16 protein-coding genes are annotated in these 20,828 nt (G+C 65.1%); 8 read left to right on the top strand and 8 right to left on the bottom strand.

Going from position 1 to position 20,828, the window contains the following annotated elements:
• The first annotated feature begins 100 nt into the window (after positions 1-100).
• Both E1N52_RS23030 and E1N52_RS23035 read left to right on the top strand, forming a co-directional pair.
• The gene (locus E1N52_RS23030; protein WP_133185045.1) at positions 101-985 is read left to right on the top strand and encodes an isocitrate lyase/PEP mutase family protein; all 885 of its coding nucleotides are present in this window, start codon (positions 101-103) and stop codon (positions 983-985) included.
• A 29-nt stretch (positions 986-1,014) separates the two neighbouring features.
• Entirely contained in the window at positions 1,015-2,340 is a 1,326-nt protein-coding gene (locus E1N52_RS23035; protein ID WP_133185046.1) for an MFS transporter, read from the top strand.
• Between the two features lie 3 nt (positions 2,341-2,343).
• Here E1N52_RS23035 and E1N52_RS23040 read toward each other — a convergent pair whose 3' ends face one another.
• Positions 2,344-3,324 carry a bifunctional helix-turn-helix transcriptional regulator/GNAT family N-acetyltransferase gene (locus E1N52_RS23040; RefSeq protein ID WP_133185047.1) on the bottom strand — a complete coding sequence of 327 codons (981 nt, stop codon included), beginning with the start codon at positions 3,322-3,324 and terminating at the stop codon, positions 2,344-2,346.
• 191 nt (positions 3,325-3,515) lie between these two features.
• Here E1N52_RS23040 and E1N52_RS23045 point away from each other — a divergent pair, with 191 nt between their 5' ends.
• Positions 3,516-5,450 carry a potassium transporter Kup gene (locus E1N52_RS23045; protein ID WP_133185048.1) on the top strand — a complete coding sequence of 645 codons (1,935 nt, stop codon included), beginning with the start codon at positions 3,516-3,518 and terminating at the stop codon, positions 5,448-5,450.
• Positions 5,451-5,471: 21 nt separating this feature from the next.
• Here E1N52_RS23045 and E1N52_RS23050 read toward each other — a convergent pair whose 3' ends face one another.
• The gene (locus E1N52_RS23050; RefSeq protein WP_133185049.1) at positions 5,472-6,026 is read right to left on the bottom strand and encodes a type 1 glutamine amidotransferase domain-containing protein; all 555 of its coding nucleotides are present in this window, start codon (positions 6,024-6,026) and stop codon (positions 5,472-5,474) included.
• A gap of 233 nt (positions 6,027-6,259) precedes the next feature.
• On the opposite strand from E1N52_RS23050, the gene E1N52_RS23055 reads away from it, so the two are divergent.
• Positions 6,260-6,640, top strand: a complete 381-nt coding sequence (locus E1N52_RS23055) for a hypothetical protein (RefSeq protein WP_133185050.1) — start codon at positions 6,260-6,262, stop codon at positions 6,638-6,640.
• Between the two features lie 123 nt (positions 6,641-6,763).
• On the opposite strand, the gene E1N52_RS23060 is transcribed toward E1N52_RS23055, so the two are convergent.
• Complete coding sequence (locus E1N52_RS23060; protein WP_133185051.1) at positions 6,764-8,068, bottom strand: MFS transporter; 1,305 nt, start codon at positions 8,066-8,068, stop codon at positions 6,764-6,766.
• Positions 8,065-9,255 (bottom strand): M20 aminoacylase family protein, encoded by a 1,191-nt coding sequence (locus tag E1N52_RS23065; RefSeq protein ID WP_246089179.1) that lies wholly within the window; start codon positions 9,253-9,255, stop codon positions 8,065-8,067. The genes E1N52_RS23060 and E1N52_RS23065 overlap by 4 nt, the downstream gene beginning before the upstream one ends.
• Before the next feature lie 164 nt (positions 9,256-9,419).
• On the opposite strand from E1N52_RS23065, the gene E1N52_RS23070 reads away from it, so the two are divergent.
• Positions 9,420-10,373 carry a LysR family transcriptional regulator gene (locus E1N52_RS23070; RefSeq protein ID WP_246089180.1) on the top strand — a complete coding sequence of 318 codons (954 nt, stop codon included), beginning with the start codon at positions 9,420-9,422 and terminating at the stop codon, positions 10,371-10,373.
• Positions 10,374-10,399: 26 nt separating this feature from the next.
• Here E1N52_RS23070 and E1N52_RS23075 read toward each other — a convergent pair whose 3' ends face one another.
• Positions 10,400-11,116 carry a GntR family transcriptional regulator gene (locus E1N52_RS23075; protein ID WP_133185053.1) on the bottom strand — a complete coding sequence of 239 codons (717 nt, stop codon included), beginning with the start codon at positions 11,114-11,116 and terminating at the stop codon, positions 10,400-10,402.
• Positions 11,117-11,278: 162 nt separating this feature from the next.
• Here E1N52_RS23075 and E1N52_RS23080 point away from each other — a divergent pair, with 162 nt between their 5' ends.
• The 3 genes from E1N52_RS23080 (at position 11,279) to E1N52_RS23090 (ending at position 16,949) form a co-directional block, all read left to right on the top strand.
• The gene (locus E1N52_RS23080) at positions 11,279-12,496 is read left to right on the top strand and encodes a pyridoxal-phosphate-dependent aminotransferase family protein (protein ID WP_133185054.1); all 1,218 of its coding nucleotides are present in this window, start codon (positions 11,279-11,281) and stop codon (positions 12,494-12,496) included.
• Positions 12,497-12,632: 136 nt separating this feature from the next.
• Positions 12,633-13,919: an MFS transporter gene (locus E1N52_RS23085; RefSeq protein WP_133185055.1), complete on the top strand. Its 1,287-nt coding sequence runs from the start codon at positions 12,633-12,635 to the stop codon at positions 13,917-13,919.
• A 6-nt stretch (positions 13,920-13,925) separates the two neighbouring features.
• A complete protein-coding gene (locus E1N52_RS23090) occupies positions 13,926-16,949 on the top strand; it encodes an FAD-binding and (Fe-S)-binding domain-containing protein (protein WP_133185056.1) in 3,024 nt (1,007 codons plus the stop codon).
• Here E1N52_RS23090 and E1N52_RS23095 read toward each other — a convergent pair.
• Genes E1N52_RS23095 through E1N52_RS23105 form a run of 3 tightly spaced genes read right to left on the bottom strand, consistent with a single transcriptional unit; the run spans position 16,946 to position 20,817 of the window.
• On the bottom strand, positions 16,946-18,040 hold the full coding sequence (locus tag E1N52_RS23095; protein ID WP_133185057.1) for a serine hydrolase domain-containing protein: 1,095 nt from the start codon (positions 18,038-18,040) through the stop codon (positions 16,946-16,948). The two genes, E1N52_RS23090 and E1N52_RS23095, sit on opposite strands and share 4 nt — an antisense overlap.
• Positions 18,041-18,080: 40 nt before the next feature.
• Positions 18,081-19,388 (bottom strand): MFS transporter, encoded by a 1,308-nt coding sequence (locus E1N52_RS23100; protein WP_133185058.1) that lies wholly within the window; start codon positions 19,386-19,388, stop codon positions 18,081-18,083.
• Between the two features lie 10 nt (positions 19,389-19,398).
• Complete coding sequence (locus tag E1N52_RS23105; protein ID WP_133185059.1) at positions 19,399-20,817, bottom strand: M20 family metallopeptidase; 1,419 nt, start codon at positions 20,815-20,817, stop codon at positions 19,399-19,401.
• Positions 20,818-20,828 lie beyond the last annotated feature (11 nt).

Genomic DNA, 20,828 nt, shown 5'->3' on the forward strand with positions numbered 1-20,828 from the left:
AAGCTATTGTTTTATATGGTTCGCGCCCGGCTTCTGCTGGTTGGCATACATCCTGCACATGTCTGGGCCATCTCAAAACCCACTGAACGGAGTCATCGCGATGACCACTTCCACTGCCGCACGCCGCGCCGCGTTCCGCGCCAAGGTCAACGAACGCCGCGGCCTGCTCGTGCCGGGCGCCTTCAACGCCATGAGCGCCCGCGTGATCGAAGACGCCGGCTTCGAAGCGCTGTACCTCACGGGCGCGGGCGTCACCAACATGTCGTTCGGCCTGCCCGATCTCGGCTTCATCGGTTTGAGCGACATTGCCGAGCACACGGCGCGCGTGCGCGACGCGGTCAACCTGCCGCTCATCGTCGATGCCGACACGGGCTTCGGCAACGCGCTCAATGTGCGCCAGACGGTGCGCACGCTCGAGCGCAGCGGTGCCGACGCGATCCAGTTCGAAGACCAGGTGATGCCGAAGAAGTGCGGCCACTTCGCCAACAAGGAAGTGATCGGCGCAAGCGAGATGGTGGGCAAGATCCGCGCGGCCGTCGATGCGCGCGAAGACGGCAACCTGCTCATCATGGCGCGCACCGACGCGGCCGCCGTGCATGGCATCGAAGACGCGATTGCGCGCGGCCATGCGTTCATCGAAGCGGGCGCGGACATTCTGTTTATCGAAGCCACCGAAAAGCTCGAAGACATCGAGCGCCTGCCCAAGCTCATCGACGCGCCGCAGCTCATCAACATCGTGATCGGCGGCAAGACGCCGGTGCAGTCGCGCGAAGCGCTGGCGGGCCTTGGCTACGCGCTGGTGCTGTACGCGAACGCGGCGCTGCAAGGCGCGCTGGTCGGCATGCAGCGCGCTCTTGGGCAGCTGCGCGCAAACGGCCGCCTCGACGAAGACGCGACGATCGTCGCGCCGTTCGCCGAGCGTCAGCGCCTCGTGAACAAGCCGCTCTTCGACCGGCTCGATAGCGAGTACGCACCGAAGGACTGAATTTCAAAAAACAAGAGGAGGAGACACGCATGCCAAATGACGCGGATTTCGGAGTCCGAATCGACAGCCAGACGGTGGAAACGCACGCTGCGCGGCCACGCATCCGTTCGATCGTCGGGGGCCTGGCCGGCAACCTGATCGAGTGGTACGACTTTCTGGCGTACAGCATCTTTTCGATTTACTTCGCGAAGTCGTTTTTCCCGAGCGACAAGCCGACCGTACAGCTCATGAACACGGCGGCCATCGCGGCCGTAGGTTACGTTGCGAGGCCGCTCGGCAGCTGGCTCGTGGGCTTCTACGCCGACCGCCACGGGCGCAAGTCCGCGCTCACGTGGTCGGTTACGGCCATGTGCATCGGCTCGCTGATGATCGCGCTCACGCCCGGTTACGCAAGCATTGGCGTGCTCGCGCCGATCGTGCTGATCGCGGCGCGCCTCCTGCAGGGCCTGAGCATGGGCGGCGAGTACGGTACCAGCGCGACTTACCTCAGCGAAATCGCGCCCGCCAACCGGCGCGGGTTCTATCTCGGCTTTTTGCAGGTGAGCGTGGTGGCCGGGCAACTCGTTGCGCTCGCACTCATGCTCGTCATGCAGAACTTGCTGATGACGGCGGAGCAGATCGAGCGCTGGGGCTGGCGCGTGCCGTTTCTGCTGGGCGGCGCGCTCGCGCTGTTCGCGCTTTATATGCGGCGCAACGTGACGGAAACCGAAGCATTCGAGCGCGGCAGGCGTGAACCCGGTCCGCCCGTGCTCAAGCAACTGCTGTTGCACTGGCGGCAGATTCTGCTCGCCATCGGCATTACCGTGGGTGGCACGGTGGGCTTCTATACGTTCACGATTTATATGCAAAAGTATCTTGTGAACACCGTGGGCCTTTCGAAGGAGATGTCGACGCTCGTTTCCACCGGCGCGCTGCTGCTGTATATGCCGCTCCAGCCGCTCTTCGGACTCGCCTCCGACGTGTTCGGTCGCCGCCCGGTGCTGATCTGCTTTGGCCTTTCGACTACGCTGTTTTCCGTGCCGCTCTTCACGGCGCTCAGCCACACGCGCGATCCGCTGGTGGCGTTCCTGCTGTCGTTCGCCGGGCTCGTGATGCTGAGCGGCTTCACCTCGGTTCACATGCTCGCGAAAACGGAACTGTTCCCCACGCGCATCCGCGCGCTCGCGGTGGGTCTGCCATACGCGCTTACCACGGCGATTCTCGGCGGCACGACGGAGTTCGTCGCGCTGCGCTTCAAGGCGAGCGGCCACGAGCAGTATTTCTACTGGTACGTGACGGCCTGCGCGGCGATTTCGCTGATCGTGTATCTGCGCATGCCGGAAACGCGCGGGCGCTCCGCAAGCTCCGTGCAGTGAGCGTCAACCGGCGCGGCGCCTCACGAAGCGCTGCTCCGTGACCTTCGTGCCCCACTGGTCGCCTTCGGACTCTTCCGCGAGTTGGAAGCCGAACGACTCGTACAGATGCCGCGCGGCGTCGAGGCCCTTGAACGTCCACAGGTAAGTCTCGGCGTAGTGCGCATCGACGAACTGCATCGCGTTCGTCATCAACTGCCTGCCGACGCCGGTGCCGCGCAGTGAGTCGTCCACGATGAACCAGCGCAGGTGGGCGACACCTGCGTTGCCGCTCCCGTGCCCGTCGATGGCCAGCGAGGCCAGTACGCGATCGCGCTCCACCGCGAGCCAGAGCGCCTTGCCGACGGCCGGCAAGGCACCGGCGAATTCGGCGAGTTCCGTCGCCACCTTCTGCTCGAAATACGCGCCGAAGCCCCAGTTCGCCGCGTAGAACCGCGCGTGCAGGCTCGCAATGTCGCCAATGCAGCCCGGCCGGTAGCCTTCCACGATCTGCACGCCCGCCGCCGACGCGGTTACGCTGGTCTCGTTGGGATTGTCGTGCGCGAGCGCGTCGGCGTAGAGCGCGAGCGCACGAACGAGCGTCTGCTGGTCGGCAGGAACGAGCCTGCGCAGCGCATTGGAAACCTGGTCCGTGGCGAAGCGGTCGATCTTCGCGCGCAGCTTCTGGCCCGCCGCGCTCAGGGTCAGCTCGGAAGAGCGCGCGTCGTCGTCGGCGGTCTTGCGCTTGACGAGACCGGCCGCTTCGAGCCGCGCGACCTGCCGGCTCGTGTTCGACTTGTCGAGCCGCAGGATGTCGCCCAGCGCCCGTGCATTGATGCCCGGCTGTGCGCCGATCTCGATGATGGCGTGCACGGCGGATGGGGCGAGATCGCTGTCGGCGAGCGTCGTGCGCATAAAGCCCAGCTCGCGCACGAGCCGCCGCGAGAACTCGCGCAGCTCGAGGATGGTCGTCTCTCGGGGCTGCGCGGGCACGTCGACAAAATCCATGATGGTCTCCGTTATGGTCTTCATGTGAATGGTTGCGAGTCGCAACCATTCGAACTCAATATAGGCGCGCCCGACGGAGAACGCAAGTTCGCAACGCTGTCGGGGAAATTGCCGTTCGACCCTTCACGCGTTCAGGCGCAAGAGGCACGCCAATTGCGAGAAGGCAGAGCCTCCACGAACGCCGCGCGGCCATGCTTCAGGATCGCCTCAACCCGCTCAGAAACGCGCCAAAAGAGAAGCCGCGCAAGCAGGCCGACGATGCCGGCCAGCGCGCGCTGGTGCTCGGCGCGCTCGGCGTGGTGTTCGGCGACATCGGCACAAGCCCGATCTACGCGCTGCGTGAAGCCGTCCAGACGGCGCATTCCACGGCGCAGCCCGTGGTGATGGGCGCGCTCTCCATGATCCTGTGGGCGGTGCTGATCGTCGTGGTGCTCAAGTACGCCTGCTTTGTCATGCGCGCCGACAACGAAGGCGAGGGCGGCATCGTCGCGCTCACCGCGCTCGTGCGCGCCGGCTTCGCGAAGGCGGGGCGCCCCGCGCCGCGTCTGCTCGTGCTCGCCGGGCTCGTTGGCGCAGCGATGTTCTATGGCGACTCGATGATCACGCCCGCCATTTCCGTGCTCTCCGCGGTGGAAGGGCTCAAGGAAATCAATCCTGCATTCGACAGCGCCGTGCTGCCGGTTTCATTGGCGATTCTCGTGGCGCTCTTCCTGTTCCAGTCGCGCGGCACCGCCGTGGTCGGGCGCACGTTCGGGCCCGTCATGGCGCTCTGGTTTTTGAGCCTCGGCGCGGTGGGCGTGTATCACATCGTGCGCAATCCGGCGATACTCGCCGCGGCGTCGCCGGTCTGGGCCGTGCGGCTCGCGCTCACGCATCCGGGGCTCGCGTTTGGCGTGCTCGCCGCGGTAATCCTTGCGTTGACGGGCGCCGAGGCGCTCTACGCCGACATCGGCCACTTCGGCACGCGCTCCATTCGCATCGCGTTCTTTTGCATCGTGCTGCCCGCGATCGTCGCGGGCTATTTCGGCCAGGCCGCGACCGTGCTGTTCGAGCCGGGCGGCGCCAGCCAGCCGTTCTTTCGCTCGGTGCCGCATTGGGCACTGATTCCGGCAGTGGGTATCGCCATGCTCGCCACCATCATCGCTTCACAAGCTGTGATCTCGGGCGCGTTTTCGATGACGAGCCAGGCCATCGAGTTGGGCTTCCTGCCGCGCATGCGCACGATCGAAACCTCGAGCACGCGGCGCGGCCAGATCTATGTTCCGGCAGTCAACGCGGGATTGCTCGTGGCCGTGGTGTTTCTCGTGCTGTTCTTTCGCACCTCCGAGCGGCTCACGTCCGCGTATGGCCTCGCTGTGGCGATGACGATGGTGACCACGTCGATGCAGATGCTGTCCGTGTGCCGCGAAGTTTGGGGCTGGCCGCGCGTCGCCACGTGGCTCGCGTGCGTGCCGCTGCTGATCGTGGACGGTTTGCTGCTCTCCGCGAATCTGCCAAAGATTCCCACGGGCGGCTGGTTTCCGGTTTCCGTTGGTGCGTTGCTGTTCATCACGATGAGTACCTGGAACCGCGGCCGCGAACTGGAGGCGCGCCATGCGGCGCGCGGCGAGTCGGTGGACGACTTTTTACGTGGTATCTGCGCTGCCGAGCCGAAGCTGCCGCGCGTGCCGGGCACAGCCGTGTATCCGGGCAACGCACCCGGCATGACGCCGGCCGCGCTCGTGAGCAACGTGCGGCACAATCACGTCCTGCATCGTACGGTGATCGTATTCGCCAATGTTTCGGAGTCCGCACCACAGGCGGACGATGAAACGCGCATCGAGTCGCGCGACCTCGGCGCGGGCTGCTGGGAGATCGTCGCGCATCATGGCTTTGTCGAGCGGCCCAACCTGCCGGACCTTTTGGCCGCGCTGCAGGGCAAATTGGGCGAATGGCGTTTCGACCCGCAACAGACCACGTTCTATTTGCCGCGCGACGAGGTGCTGCGTCAGCACGCGAGGCAGGACGTGAGCCTCTGGCGTGCGCGGCTCTTCGCGTTCATGTCGTATCACTGCACGTCGAGCGCCGAGTATTACGGTCTGGCTCCCGCACATGTCGTCGAGCTGGGCGTACAGGTGGCGCTATGAGCATGACGTGGGCCTGTGCTGTCATGCCGTGCCGGCCGGCGCCGACAGCGTCGAGATGATCTCCGCGTTGAAGGCGGGTAGATCGTCGGGCTTGCGGCTCGTGATGAAGTTGCCGTCGTGGACCATGGTCTCGTCGACCCACTTGCCGCCCGCATTGCGGATATCGTCTTGCAGCGAGGGCCAGCTCGTCATGGTGTGCCCCTTGACGATACCGGCCGAGACCGGTAGCCAACCGCCATGGCAGATCACGGCAATAGTCTTGTGCGCGTCGTTGGCCGCGCGCACGAACGCCTGGGCTTCCGGAATCAGCCGGATGGCGTCCGAGTTCACCACTCCGCCAGGCAACACGACGGCGTCGTAGTCATCGGCCTTCGCGCTGCCGAAAGTGCGGTCCACCTTGATCTTGCTGCCCTTGTCGACGTGACGAAAGCCCTGAATTTCACCGCTTTTCTGCGAGATCACGTCCACCTGCGCCCCCGCTTCCTTCAATGCGCGGCGCGGCTCAGTAAGTTCGACTTCCTCGAATCCGTCCATGGCAAGGATTGCGACCTTGCAGTTATCGAGCATGTTGGCCATTGCGATTTCCTCCTCGTTTGAGACCCGTCTGAGACAGTTGAAAGACCGATTGCAACCGTTCTCAACCGCAGCAAGGCGGATGCCGCGCGGCGCGTGCAACACAAATCAGCGGAAACGGCACGTAGCCGGGTTTCACTCGCCCGTGGCATGGCGATTGCGGAACAAAGGGCAAGCGTGGCGCGCCACCGGTTCGCCACGCAGCAGTTCCATCCACAACACTCAAGGAGAGCGAAATGAATGGATCGATCAAACAATTGCTGGCTGGTGTCGTCATCGCAACATGTTCGGCAGCGGCGCTTGCGCAGAGCGCTGGCGGTGGGGCCGGCGGAGCCGGCGGCGGTAGCAATGGCGTGGGCGCAGGCGGCGGCACGACTGGCGCGGCGGGCATCAATACGGCGCGTCCGCCGGGAAGCACCGCAGGCACCCGTTATCAAAACAGCGGCTACGGCGCGCCCGGCACCACAGCGACGGGGGGCGGCCAGGGAACGGGGACTGGCGCGGCGCCTGCGCCTGCACCGGGAACCCGCCAGACCATGCCGTATAACAACGACAATGGTTACGGCAATGGTGGGATGAGCACGCAACCTAACGGCGGCTCGCAGGGGAGCCAGTAAAGATGGGAAACGTAGTTAAACTAACGATTGAAGAATAATCGGGGACGTAGTGTGAAAAGGGCGGGCGACGCAATCTGCGTTCGCCCGCCCTTTTTTAAGGCCGAAAGCTTTTCAATCGACCGTTCAGTCGATCGTCTTGTTGCCGGTTTCCTCGAACATCGAAACGGCGATGAGCGAAATGAGCACGCAGCCGATCATGTACCACGCGGGCGCCATCTTGTTGCCGGTCACATGGATGAGCCAACCGGCCACGAGCTGAGCCGTGCCGCCGAACACCGACACCGCGATCGCGTACGCGCTCGACATATAGCCTGCGCGCAGGTGTTTCGGAAAGTTTTCCGGCATCAGCGCGTAAGCGGGGGCGGAGCCCATCGTATAGCAGAGCATGAGCACGATGAGCGCGGCGAGCACGACCGGCAGCGACGGAAAGTGCGTCATGAGCCAGAACGCCGGATAGAGCAAGAGGATCAGCGCGACGCGTCCGATTACCGTGAGCGGCTTGCGGCGTCCCATGCGGTCCGACCACGCGCCGTAGATCGGGCACATCACGAGCGAGATCGTGCTGGACGCCACGCCCGCGAGGATCGACATCTTGGGTGGCAGTCCCAGGTACTCGATGCAGTAGGTCGGCATGTAGTACATCATCACGTACGTCGAAACCGACATGCCCATGATCGCGAAGATCGTGAGAAACCAGTTGCGCACGTACAGGCCGCGCTTCGGGTCGTTGCGGTCCGCGACCACGCGCTGGGCCGGCGGCTCTTCGCGAATGTGCCGGCGCAGATAGATGCCGACCGGCGCGATGAGCGTGCCGAGCAAAAACGGAATGCGCCAGCCCCAGCTATGCATCGTTTCCGCGGAGAGCAGAAAGCCGAGGCTCGCCGCGAGACCCGAGCCGAGCAGCGCCGCCGCGCCCTGGCTCGCGAGCTGCCAGCTCGCGCGAAAACCGCGGCTTGCCTGTCCGCCCATTTCGAGGAGGGTGGCGGTTGCCGCGCCGAACTCGCCGCCTTGCGCGAAGCCCTGCACAAGGCGGGCGACCACGATCAGGAGCGGCGCGGCCAGACCGATTTGCGCATAGGTGGGTGCAAGACCGATGGACGCGGAACCCACCGCCATCAGCAGGATGGTGAGTGTGAGCGCCGGCTTGCGGCCCGCGCGGTCCGCGTAGCGGCCGAGCACGATACCGCCGAGCGGGCGCATCACGAAGCCCACGGCGAACACCGCGAACGCGAGCAAGAGCGACGTGACCTGGCTGTCGGCCGGAAAGAACTGATGGCCGATCGTGAGCGCGAAATAGCTATAGACCGTGAAGTCGAAGAATTCGAGCAGATTGCCGATCACCGCCGCGAGAACGATCTTGCGCTGGTAGCCAGGCGAAAGCGTCGCTTCTTCGGCCGCTTCCAGAAGCGGTTCGGTGGCGGCGTTCATGCACGCTCCTTGCTGAGGAAGCGTTCAACGAGGCGCGTCCAGAACGCCGCGCCAATGGTCAGGTTCTCGTCGTTGAAGTCGTAGCGCGCGTTGTGCAGCATCGGACGGCCTTCGCCATTGCCAAGGCGTACGAAACAACCGGGGCGCTGCTGCAGGTAGTACGCAAAGTCCTCGCTGCCGGCGATCGGCGGGAATGGCGCGATGATGTGCTCCGGCCCGACCAGTTCCTCGGCGACCTGACGTGCGAATTCGGTTTCGGCTTCGCTGTTGATCAGCACCGGATAGCCGCGGATGAATTCGATGTCCACCGTTGCGCCGTAGCTTTGCGCCTGCGCTTGCACGAGCGCGCGGATGCGCGCCTCGAGCGTTGCGCGCACCTCGGGGGAGAACGAGCGCACGCTCATTTCGAGCACGGCGTCTTCGGGAATCACGTTCGGCGCGTGGCCCGAACGGAACGCGCCGACTGTCACGACCGCGGCTTCGTTGGGATCGACGTTGCGCGACACCACCGACTGCAGGGCCATCACGATGCTGCTGCCCACGAGCACCGGGTCGACGGCCAGATGCGGGCGCGCCGCGTGGCCGCCCTTGCCGTGAACGCGCAGCTTGACGGTGTCGCACGCGGCCATGAGCGGGCCGGCGCGAAAGCCGAAGGTGCCGGTGGGCACGCCCGGATGGTTGTGCAGTCCGAAGATGGCTTCGCAGGGGAAGCGCTCGAACAGGCCGTCGGCGATCATGCGCTCGGCGCCGCTGTCCGAACCGGCTTCCTCGGCGGGCTGGAAAATCAGGTGGACGGTGCCGTCGAAATTGCGCGTTTTCGCGAGCTGGCGCGCGGCGCCGAGCAGCACGGTGGTGTGGCCGTCGTGGCCGCACGCGTGCATCTTGCCCGCGTGGATGCTTGCGTAGTCGAGGCCGGTCAGCTCCTGGATCGGCAGGGCGTCCATGTCGGCGCGCACGCCTACGGTGCGCGTGCTCGTGCCCGCCTTGAGCGCCGCCACGACGCCGTGCCCGCCAACGTGCCGCGTGACTTCGTAGCCCCAGGACTCGAGCTTGTCCGCGACGTAGCGCGACGTGTCGGCTTCCTCGTACGACAACTCGGGGTGCTTGTGGAGGTGATGACGGATTTCGTCGAGTTCCGATCGGGCTTCGGCCAGGTCGGCGACTTCGCAGTAGTGGTGCTCGCTCACGGGGACTCCTTTTATTGGAATAGGTTTTGGGCAAAAGCCAAAGGCCGAGTATTGCATCGACGAAAAACTCGACCCATGACGGAAAAGCACCGAGAATGTTGACTTGAAGTCAACGATCGACTGTCGCGGCGCAGCACGACAACGCGCGCGAAAGGAGCAATGCAGTGCGGGCAAAGGCAGATTGGGAAGATGCGGCGCGAGGCGCGATCGACGATATCGGCGAGCGGCCGCTGCGCTATCTGGCCGAAATCGCGGCGGCTGGCGGCGTGCGTATGGCCGCCGAGGCGCTGGGCATCAACGCCTCGGTCATCAGCCGGCAGGTGGCGGCGCTGGAGCGGCGGTTGCGTTTTCCGCTGATCGAGCGGCGCGGACGCAGCGTGGCCGTGACCGAGATCGGTCAGGTGCTGGTGGACCACTATCGCGACGGGCAGCGCCGTCAGCGCGATCTGGCCGCGCGCCTCGAGGAGTACCGGCACCTGAGGCGCGGTCGCGTGGCGCTGGGCGTGGGCGAGGGCTTCATCGGCAATCTGATCGCGCGGGCGCTGCAGCGTTTTTCGATGACGTACCCGGACATTCTCGTGGAGATCCGCTCGGGACCGACGCCGGTCGTGCTGTCGCTCGTGCGCGACGACGTCGTCGATATCGGGCTGTGTACGCGCACCTCCGACGACCCTGCCATGCGCATTCATCCCTTCGCGTCGCGGCCGCTCTGCGCGCTCGTCGCCCCTTCGCACCGCTTTGCGAAGATGCAGAAGGTGGCGCCCGCCGAACTCGCCAGCGAGCGTCTGATCTTCATGACCGAGTCGTTCGGTGTGCAGCACTTCGTGCAGTCGCTGTTCGAGGACGCGCGTCTGAACGTGATGCCGGCGTATCGCGTGGATCTGTTCAACACGGCGCAGACGCTCGCGGCCGCTGGTCTTGGCGTGGCGTTCATGTCGTCGATTACGGCGCGCCGTGGCATCGATCTGGGCGAACTGGTGGCCGTGCCGATCGATCATCCGATCGCGGCGGGCTTTTCGAGCCAGATGGTCACGCGCGTGGGCCGCAGGCTCTCGCCAGCCGCCGATCATTTGAGGAAGCAGCTCGCGCAGAGTTTTTTGGAGTCGGCGGCGAAGTAGTCGGGAGACGTGGCGCGCGCGACGATTTAGTTGTCGGCGTCCTGTACCGACGGCGTATCCCCAATCCTCAACACCGCATCGCGCTTGGCGAGCAAATGCTGCCGCAGTATCGCCGCGAGCCGCTTGCCGTCGCGCGCGTCGAGCGCCTCCAGCATTTCGCCATGCTCGTGGATCGCGCGATCCCACTTGGGGGTTTCGAAGTTCGAGCGAAACCGCAGCGCCTGCAAACGGCGATTCACCGCGATATACGTTTGCCGCAGCGCCGAATTGCGCGCCGCCTCGTTGATCTTGTCGTGAATCGCCTGATTGCGGCTGTAGTAGCCGGCCAGATCGTTCTGCGCGCGGCAGGCGAGCATGGCGTAGTGCAACGCCTTGATCTCGGCGATTTCGGCCGCGGTGATCCGCTCGCACGCCAGTTCGCCCGAAAACGCTTCGAGGCCGCTCATGAGTTCGAAGGTCTCGCGCAGTTCCGCCTCCGACATCTTCGAGACCGATGCGCCGCGATTCGGCGAAATCTCGATCAGCCCTTCGGACGCGAGCACCTTCAGCGCCTCGCGCAGCGGCGTGCGCGAAATGCCCAGCGTTTCGCACAGCTCGCGTTCGTTGAGCTTGCGCCCGGCCTCGAGCACGCCTTCCACGATGAACCGCCGCAGATGGTCGACGACGGTGTCATGGAGTTGCTGGCGCGGAATAGGCGGCAGTTCCGGGCTGATCGCAGTGGGGTTCAGGTTCGGGTTTTGCATGCAAAAGGCATTTCCATCGATTTCCAGCGAATTCTAGCCCAAGGACAGGACCCCAAAGAAGCCAGCTGAGATTGGGGTAAACCACATCAGAATTGTCTGTCTGCACATGAGCTGGCTGGATTATAGTTTTTTGAATGCAAAATTCAAAACAGGAGCGATTGCATGCTGAAGCTCGATTTCCATCCCGCTGGTCGCCACTTCCTGCAGATTCCCGGCCCGAGCCCGGTGCCCGATCGCATCCTGCGCGCGATGAGCTATCCGACCATCGACCATCGCGGCCCCGAATTTGGCGTGCTCGGGCTCAAGGTGCTGGACGGCATCAAGAAGATCTTCAAGACGCAGCAGCCGGTGGTGATCTACCCGGCCTCCGGCACCGGCGCGTGGGAAGCCGCGCTCACCAACACGCTGAGCCCCGGCGACACGGTGTTGATGTTTGAGACGGGCCATTTCGCGACGCTATGGAAGCAGATGGCCGAGCGCCTTGGCCTGAAGCCCGAATTTCTCGGCCTGCCTGGCATCGAAGGCTGGCGGCGCGGTGTGCAGGCCGACATGATCGAAAAGCGTCTGCGCGAGGACGCGCAGCACGCCATCAAGGCGGTGTGCGTGGTGCATAACGAGACGTCGACCGGCGTGACCTCGGACATCGCCGCGGTGCGCCGCGCGATCGACGCCGCGGGCCACCCGGCGCTGCTGCTCGTCGACACGATTTCCGGTCTCGCCAGCGCCGACTATCGCCACGACGAATGGGGCGTGGACGTGACGGTCTCCGGCTCGCAGAAGGGTCTCATGCTGCCGCCGGGCATCAGCTTCAACGCGGTTTCGGCGAAGGCGCTGGCCGCGAGCGAGCACGCGAAGCTGCCGCGCAGCTTCTGGGGCTGGGCTGAGATCATCGAGATGAACAAGAGCGGGTACTGGCCATACACGCCCAATACGAACCTGCTCTACGGCCTTTCCGAAGCGCTCGACATGCTGCAGGACGAAGGGCTCGACAACGTGTTCGCGCGGCATCAGCGGCTGGGCGAGGCCTGCCGGCGCGCCGTGCGCGCGTGGGGCCTCGAGATCCAGTGCGCCGACCCTGCCGTCTACAGTCCCGTGCTCACGGGCGTGATGATGCCCGAAGGCGTGGATGCAGACGCCGTGCGCAAGATCATCTACGAGCGCTTCGATCTTTCGCTCGGCACGGGCCTCGGCAAGGTCAAGGGGCGCATGTTCCGCATCGGGCATCTGGGCGACTGCAATGACCTCACGCTGCTGGCGGCTTTGGCCGGTTGCGAGATGGGCCTGCGCATCGCGGGCGTGCCCTTGAAGGACAGCGGCTTGCCGGCCGCGATGGAATATCTCGCGGCGCAGCCCAACGTGGTGTCGCTGAGAGCCGCCTGAAACGAGCACGTTTTCACATGCCGCGCACGGGGTGCGGCATGACAGGCCGATTCCAGGCGATGGCAGGTCGTTCCCATGCCGGACGCCACTTCGAGAAGGGCGATGCGGCCGATAGAACCAGCAACGGAGACAGACGATGAAACGGTATCGATTGACGAGCGCGAGCAGCATCGTGCTGATCATGCTCTGCGTCATGTACTTCATCACCTACCTCGACCGTGTGAACGTGAGCACGGCAGCGGCGGGCTTCGGCAAGGAGTTCCAGCTATCGCATACCGAGGTGGGGCTGGTCTTCTCGGCGTTCGCGTATCCGTATTTGCTGTTTCAGATCATTGGCGGCTGGGTGAGCGACCGCTTCGGCGCGCGCCGCACGCTGCTTTTCTGCGGCGCGTTGTGGGGGGTGGCGACGATTCTCACGGGCATGGCAGGCGGCCTCGCCACGCTGCTCGCCGCGCGCCTCCTGCTCGGCTTCGGTGAGGGCGCAACGTTTCCCGCCTCGACCTCGGCCATGTCGCGCTGGGTCGCGAAAGAGCGGCGCGGTTTCGCGCAGGGCATCACGCACTCCGCGTCGCGCATCGGCAATGCGGTGGCGCCCGCAGTGGTCGTGCTGGTGATGGCGCGCTACGGCTGGCGCGAATCGTTTTATGTTTGCGGCGCGCTCAGCCTGCTGTGGGTGGTGGTGTGGGCGTTCACGTTCACTGAACACCCGAAGGATCACCCGCGCATTACCGAGGCCGAGCTCGCGATCCTGCCGCCGCCCAAGCCGCGCGTGACCGGTCTGCCGTGGATGGCGCTCTTCAAGCGCATGATTCCGGTGACGATCGTCTACTTCTGCTACGGCTGGACGCTGTGGCTTTTCCTTAGCTGGATTCCGCAATACTTCCTGCACAACTATCACCTGCAACTTGGCAAGTCGGCGATCTTCGCCTCGGTGGTGTTTCTCGCGGGCGTGGTGGGCGACACGCTCGGCGGCCTCGTGACCGACTGGCTCTTTCAGCGCACGGGCAATCTCAAGCGCGCGCGCAGCTGGATGGTTTCGGTGTGCATGCTCATCACGCTGATCGTCCTCGTGCCACTAATGTTCGTGCACGACCCCGTCATTTCCATGGCGTGCCTCGCGGCAGGCTTCTTCTTCGCTGAAATGACGATCGGGCCGATGTGGGCGATTCCCATGGATATTGCGCCGGAGTTCTCGGGCACGGCGAGCGGCATGATGAACACGGGCTCGGCACTGGCCGCGATCATCTCGCCCGTGGTGGGCGGTTTTCTGATCGACCGCTTCGGTAACTGGGACCTGCCGTTCGTGGGCAGCATGATACTGATGGGGTGCGGCGTGATTCTCGCGTTCCGCATGCAGCCGGACAGCCGCTTCGAGCTGGGCGAGAAGGCTGACGAACCCGCAGGTTCTCATCAAGGAGTGTGAACGGCGATGGAAGGCGCACGCACCTCGGGCATGCTGGTCAAGCCGGTTCATCTCGTTCCTTCGAGTGCGGGCCACGGCTCGCCGCTCGCGCGGCGCCTGCGTGAAGCCCTGCGCGGCGACGTATTCTTCGACGCCGCGAGCCGCGGCCGTTACGCAACCGACGCCTCGATCTATCAGATCATGCCCATCGGCGTGGTCGTACCGCGCGATCAGGACGACTTGCGCGCCGCACTGGAAGTGGCGCGCCTCGCGCATGCTCCCGTGCTGGCGCGCGGCGCAGGTACGAGCCAGTGCGGGCAGACGGTGGGCGAAGCGCTCGTGATCGACACGTCGAAGTGGCTCAACAACATCGTCGAGTTCGACGCCGATGCGCGCACGGTAACGGTCGAACCGGGCGTCGTGCTCGATCATCTGAACGCGTGGCTCAAGCCGCATGGGTTGTGGTTTCCCGTCGACGTTTCGACGGCTGCGCAGTGCACGATCGGCGGCATGGCGGGCAACAACTCGTGCGGCTCGCGTTCGATCGAATACGGCAACATGGTGCACAACGTGCTCGGCATCGACGCGATTCTCGCGGACGGCAGCGAGGCGCGCTTCCAGTCGCTGAACCTCCCGCACGAAGGCGCGCGACTGGCGGCGCTGCTCGAAGGCGTACAGCGCATCGCCACGCGCGAGCGCGGCGAGATTGCCGAACGCATGCCGAAGGTGCTGCGCCGCGTGGCCGGCTACAACATCGACCTGTTCGACTGCCAGAACCCGCTCGCTTATACCGACGACGGCGTGGCGAATCTCGCGCATCTGCTCGTGGGCTCCGAAGGCACGCTCGCGTTCAGCCGGCAGATTACGCTGAAGCTCGCGCCGCTGCCCGCGCACAAAACGCTGGGCGTGGTGAGTTTTCCTACGTTCCGGCAAGCGATGGACTCGGCGCAGCACATCGTCAAGCTCAAGCCGACCGCGGTCGAGCTGGTCGATCGCACGATGATCGAACTCGCGCTCGGCAATCCGGGCTTCAAGCCGGTGATCGAAAAGGCGCTGGTGGGCAGGCCCGATGCGATATTGCTGGTCGAGTTCGCGGGCGACGAGCGCGACGCCCAGGTGCGCCGTTTGGAAGCGCTGGTCGAGTTGATGGGCGATCACGGCCTGCCGGACTCGGTCGTGAAGATGACCGATGCGATCGAGCAAAAGGCGCTATGGGAAGTGCGCAAGGCGGGCCTGAACATCATGATGAGCATGAAGGGCGACGGCAAGCCCGTCTCGTTCATCGAGGACTGCGCCGTGCCGCTCGAACATCTCGCGGAGTACACGAGCCGCCTGACCGAGATCTTCCATCAGCATGGCACCGAAGGCACGTGGTACGCGCACGCGAGCGTCGGCACGCTGCACGTGCGGCCGATACTCGACATGCGCCGCGACGGCGCGGCAAAAATGCGCGCGATAGGGGAGCAGGCTGCGGAACTGGTGCGCGAGTACAAGGGCGCGTTCTCGGGCGAGCACGGCGATGGTCTGTGCCGCGGCGAATGGATTGCCTGGCAGTACGGACCGAAAATCAACGCCGCGTTCTCGGAAATCAAGCAGCTGTTCGATCCCGAGAACCGCTTCAATCCCGACAAGATCGTGCGGCCGCCGAAGATGGACGACGCGAAGCTGTTCCGCTTCGCGCCCGGATATCGCGAGCGCCAGATGCGGCCGATGCTCGACTGGTCGGCGTGGGACGTGAGCCGCGATCCGCTGACCGGTGTGGAAACGCCGCCCGGCAGCGGCGACGACCTGACGGGCGGCCTCGCGAAAGCCGTGGAGATGTGCAACAACAACGGCCACTGCCGCAAGTTCGACGCGGGCACGATGTGCCCGAGCTACCGCGTGACGAAAGACGAGAAGCACGTGACGCGTGGCCGCGCGAACACGCTTCGGCTCGCGATTTCTGGCCAGTTGGGCGAGGACGGACTCGCGAGCGACGATGTCAAGGATACGCTCGACCTGTGCGTGTCGTGCAAGGGCTGCAAGCGCGACTGTCCCACCGGCGTGGACATGGCGAAGCTGAAGATCGAGGCGCGCGCGGCGTGGAACACGAAGCACGGCCTGAAGCTGCGCGAGAAAATGATTGCGTTTCTGCCGCGCTATGCACGTCGCGCGGCGCAAGCCGGTAGCTTTGCTGCGGCTGGCGAGCGCATCCCCGTGGTATCCGCATGGGCGAAGCGCGTGCTCGGCTTCGCGCCGCAACGCTCGCTGCCGCAGTTCCGACCTTCGTTCCTTGCGGAGGTTGCGGCCGCAAAGCAGGAGGCAGCAGCGGCAACGAAAGAAGTGGTGCTGTTCGTCGATACCTTCAACGACAACTTCGAGCCCGAAAACGCCCGCGCCGCGAAGCGGGTGCTCGAAGCGGCCGGCTATTTCGTGCACTTCAACGTGCGCGGCGAAGAACGCCCGCTCTGCTGCGGCCGCACGTTCCTCGCCGCGGGACTGGTGGAGGAGGCGAAGCGCGAGGCGCGGCGCCTGCTCGATACGCTCATGCCGTTCGTGGCGCGCGGCGTTTCCATCGTCGGGCTGGAGCCTTCGTGCCTGCTCTCGATGCGCGACGAATTCCTGCAATACGGCTACGGCGACGAAGCGCGTGAGCTATCGGCCGCGGCGTTCCTGTTCGAGGAATTCCTCGTGCGCGAGAAAGGCGCGGGCCGGTTCGATCTGAAGTTGCACCAACTCGACGCGCCGCGCGCGTGGGTGCACGGCCACTGCCACCAGAAAGCGTTCGACGCCTTCCGGCCCGTGCTCACGGTGCTGGGCTGGATTCCTGGCCTGGATGTGAAGCCGATCGAATCGTCATGCTGCGGGATGGCGGGCAGCTTCGGCTACGAAGCGGAGCACTACGAAGCATCGATGGCGATGGCAGAGTTTGCGTTGCTGCCCGCCGTGCGTAAAGCGGATCGCGCTGATCTCGTCGTGGCGGATGGCACGAGCTGCCGCCACCAGATCCACGATGGCGCAAACGCCACGGCGCTGCACGTGGCGAGGGTGCTGGAAATGGCGTTGGGCTAACTCGCGAGCGTGCTCGTGCCCTGTCGCGTGCAAACGGCATCCACGGCGTGCAGCATCTTGCCGAAGAACGCATCGGCGAATTGTGAATCGATCCAGCGCACGATCAGCGCGATCTTGCGCTCGGGCTCGATCCACATGAACGAACTGCCCGCGCCAACGCCAAACCAGCTCGACTCGGGCACGCTCGGAAACATGCGCCGCCCCGTGTTGAGCCAGACCAGCGAGCCGTAGAACGGCGCGAGCGCGCAGGGCGTGCGCATGCGCGCGATCCATTCGCTCGAGAGCACGCGGCGGCCCGAGGCGACACCATCGTCGAGCAGCATTTGCGCGACCTTCAACTGGTCGTTTGCGCTCACCGACATGCCGCCGCCCCAATGCGAGCCGCCTGGCACCGACTGCACGCGTCTGCCGCCCTGGTCGATCCACGCGTCGTCGTAACCGACCCATTGCCAGTTCTCGGTCGCGCCTACGGGCCTCATGATCGTCTCGCGAAAGACTTCGGGTAACGAACGACCAAACAGACGCAGGAGCGCGAGAGAAAGCTGGTTGATGCGCACGTCGTTGTATTCCCAATACGTGCCGGGCGCGCGCAACGGGCGCAAGTCGCCTTTCTTACCGTCGGGCGGCTCGCCGAACGTGACGGCGCGATAGTGATCGGCCTGATCGGAAAGGCCGAAGCACGTGCCTTGCCATTCGCTCGTCTGTTGCAGCAGATGCGTCCACGTGACCTGCGCATTGTGGGCATCGTCGAAGCCGATGCCGGGCACCCGCACGTGGACGGGCTCGTCGGGATCGGGCAGCAGGCCGCGGTCGTGTGCCACGCCCGCGAGCAGCGCGAGATACGTCTTCGCGATGCTGAAGGTCAGATCGGGCCGATCGGGCGCGCCCCATTGCGCGAGCGGGCGCCCATTCACGGCGACGGCGCCGGACACTGGGCCGCGATCGTGAATGGGGCCCAGCAAGCGGTTCCACGGTGGCGGGTCGTTCACGTGCACGCCGAAGTTGCCATCGGCGTTACGGTCCCATGCCGATTCGTGATCGACGGAAAACTGAATGGCGTCCTGAACTTCCTGCGGCAAATCGTGTTGCATACGTGCGTGTTTCCTGTTGGTGTTCTTGTACGGTGCCGCTTCAACGGGCGTCGAGGCGCATGCTGGCCCAGATCAGCGTTGCGAGGCTCAACACGGCCGCGAACATCAGCCAGAGCCCCGGCGCGAGATTGTTGCCCGTCGCCGCAATGAGCGCGGCCACGGCCAGCGGCGTGAAGCCGCCGAACACGGTCGTGCCGACGTTGTAGGCGAGCGCCATGCCCGTGGTGCGCGTGCGCGTGGGGAAGAAGCTTGCCATGAGCGCCGGGATCGAGGCGAAATAGGTGACCTTCAGCACCGCGATCCAGACCACGGCGGCCAGCAGCGAGGGCAGCGAAGGATGGGAGTTGACGAACATGAACGCGGGATAGACGGTGAGCAGGAACAGCACGCCCGCCACGAACATGATGCGCGTGCGGCCCACCTTGTCCGACCAGTGGCCCACGATCGGCGTGAGCACGATGGCGATCAGGCCGGCCACGAGCGTGGCGATGAAGCCCGACGAAGGCGCGAGGCCGAGCTGCCGCGCGGCATAGGTCGGCATGTAGAGCAGCACGTATTGGGCCGACGTGGTCAGAATCAGCACGCCGATCGATGCGACCACGCGCGCCTTCTGCGTGGCGAACAATTCGCGCACGGGCGACTCGGCTTTTTCGATGCGCTCGAATTCGGGCGTTTCGTCCATGCGTCGGCGGATATAAAGGCCCACGGGACCAATCAGCACACCGAACAGGAATGGAATGCGCCAGCCCCAGCCTTCGAGCTGCGGCTGCGTGAGCATGCCTGTGAGCACCGCGCCGAACAAAGAGACGAGCAGTGTGCTCGCGCCCTGGCTCGAAAACTGCCAGCTCGACATGAAACCGCTGCGCTGCGGTGCGTGCTCGATCAGGAAGGCGGTTGAACTGCCGAACTCGCCGCCCGCCGAAAAGCCTTGCAGAAGACGCGAGGCAAAAATGCCGATGGGCGCGAGTATGCCGATCGTCGCGTAGGTGGGCATCAGCGCGACCATGCCGGTGCCGATCGTCATCATCGTAATGGAGAGCGTGAGCGACGCCTTGCGGCCCTTGCGGTCGCTGTACGAGCCGAGCACGAGCGCGCCGACCGGCCGCGCGAGGTACGAAAGCGCGAACGTGCCGAGCGTGAGCAGCAGCGACATCGTTGCGTTGTGAAGGGGGAAGAAGAGCTTGGAGAGCGTCGAGGCGAAGTAGCCGTACGCCAGCAGATCGTAGAACTCGAGCGCGTTGCCTATCGACGTCGCGACGATGAGCCGCGAGACGTTCTTGCCTGACGTACCTTGAGCGGGCTCTGACCAGGGCTCGCTGCCGTGCGCGGGTAGGGATTCGATGCTCATCGGGACGTCCTCATGCAAGCGTGGTTGGATGCGGTGCGGGGTTGGACGCGCCGGCCTCTCTTGCACCGAGGTCCCAGAAGAGGCCAGCCATGATGCGCAGCCCGTCGCGCACGACTGGGCCGAGCAGGTGCTCGTTCGGCGCGTGCTGCGAGCAGCCTGGATACGAATGCGGCACCCAGAGCGTGGGCATGCCGAGCACCTCGGCGAATACGTCGTTGGGCAGCGTGCCGCCCAGGTTCGGCAGCAGCACGGGATCGGCTCCCGTGGTCTCGCGCAGCGAGCGCAGGGCCCATTGCACCCAGGCGTTGTCGGGATCGACACGCGTGGCCGGTGCGCCGCGCTCCACTTCGAGTTCGATCATGTCGAAGCCGTGCGCGTCGAGGTGCGCACGCACGATCCGTTCGAGGTCCTGCCAGTTCGTGCCCACGACGAAGCGGATCTGCATGTACGCGATGGCGTGCGGGGGAATCGCGTTCACGGGCTTCTCGGGGTTGCCCGTGCGGAACGCGAGCACTTCCAGATTGTTCCAGCCGAACACGCGCTCGGTTGGCGTGAGGCTCGGCTCGCCGTAGTCGCGGTCGACCTCGGGCTCGCCCGGATTGCCGCCCACGCGAATATCGGCGAGCGCGCGGCGCACGGATTCCGGAATCGGCGGCGGGCGCAGGTCTTCTACGAGGATCTTGCCGTGGGCGTCGACCATCGAGGCGATCGCGTTCGCGAGCACGACGCCCGGATTGCGCAGCAGGCCGCCCCAGTTGCCCGAATGATGGCCGCCTTCGCGTAGCGTGAGTTCGAGCTTGAAATTGACTAGGCCGCGCGAGCCGAGAAAGATCGTTGGGCGGTGCGCGCTAAGGCGCGGCCCGTCGGAGGCGATCAGCACGTCGGCTGCGAGTTCGTCGCGCAACCGGGTGCACAGTTCGTGCAGGCCCGGCGAGCCGACTTCCTCGCCCGTTTCGAAGAGCAGCTTGAGGTTGAAGCCGAGCTTGCCGCCGCGCGCGTCGAGTACGGCCTCGAGCGCCGCGAGGTTGATACTGTGCTGGCCTTTGTTGTCGGCGGTGCCGCGTCCGTACCAGCGCTCGCCGTCGACAGTCACGTCCCACGGCGTGAGGCCCGCACGCCATTGGGCGTCGTAGCCGCGCACCACGTCGCCGTGGCCGTAGCTGAGCACGGTGGGCAGCGCATCGTCTTCGTGGCGGTGGGCAATCAGGAACGGGCCCGCGCCTTTGGCGGGATTCTCGACGACCCGGCAGGTGAAGCCCCATTGTGTGAGCAACGGAGTGAGTTCCTCGTCCAGATAGCCGCGCAAACGCCCGCCGCTCTCTGGCTCCTGGCTCTCGGTTCGAAACGCCACGCGGCGGCGCAGATCGTTCAGGAAGCGGCCGGAATCGTAGTGACCGGCTGCGGTCTGAATGGCGGTGTCACGGGTCAACGCGCGTCTCC

It is taken from the genome of Paraburkholderia guartelaensis (assembly GCF_004353905.1).
In the GTDB taxonomy this organism is placed as follows: Bacteria; Pseudomonadota; Gammaproteobacteria; order Burkholderiales; family Burkholderiaceae; genus Paraburkholderia; species Paraburkholderia guartelaensis.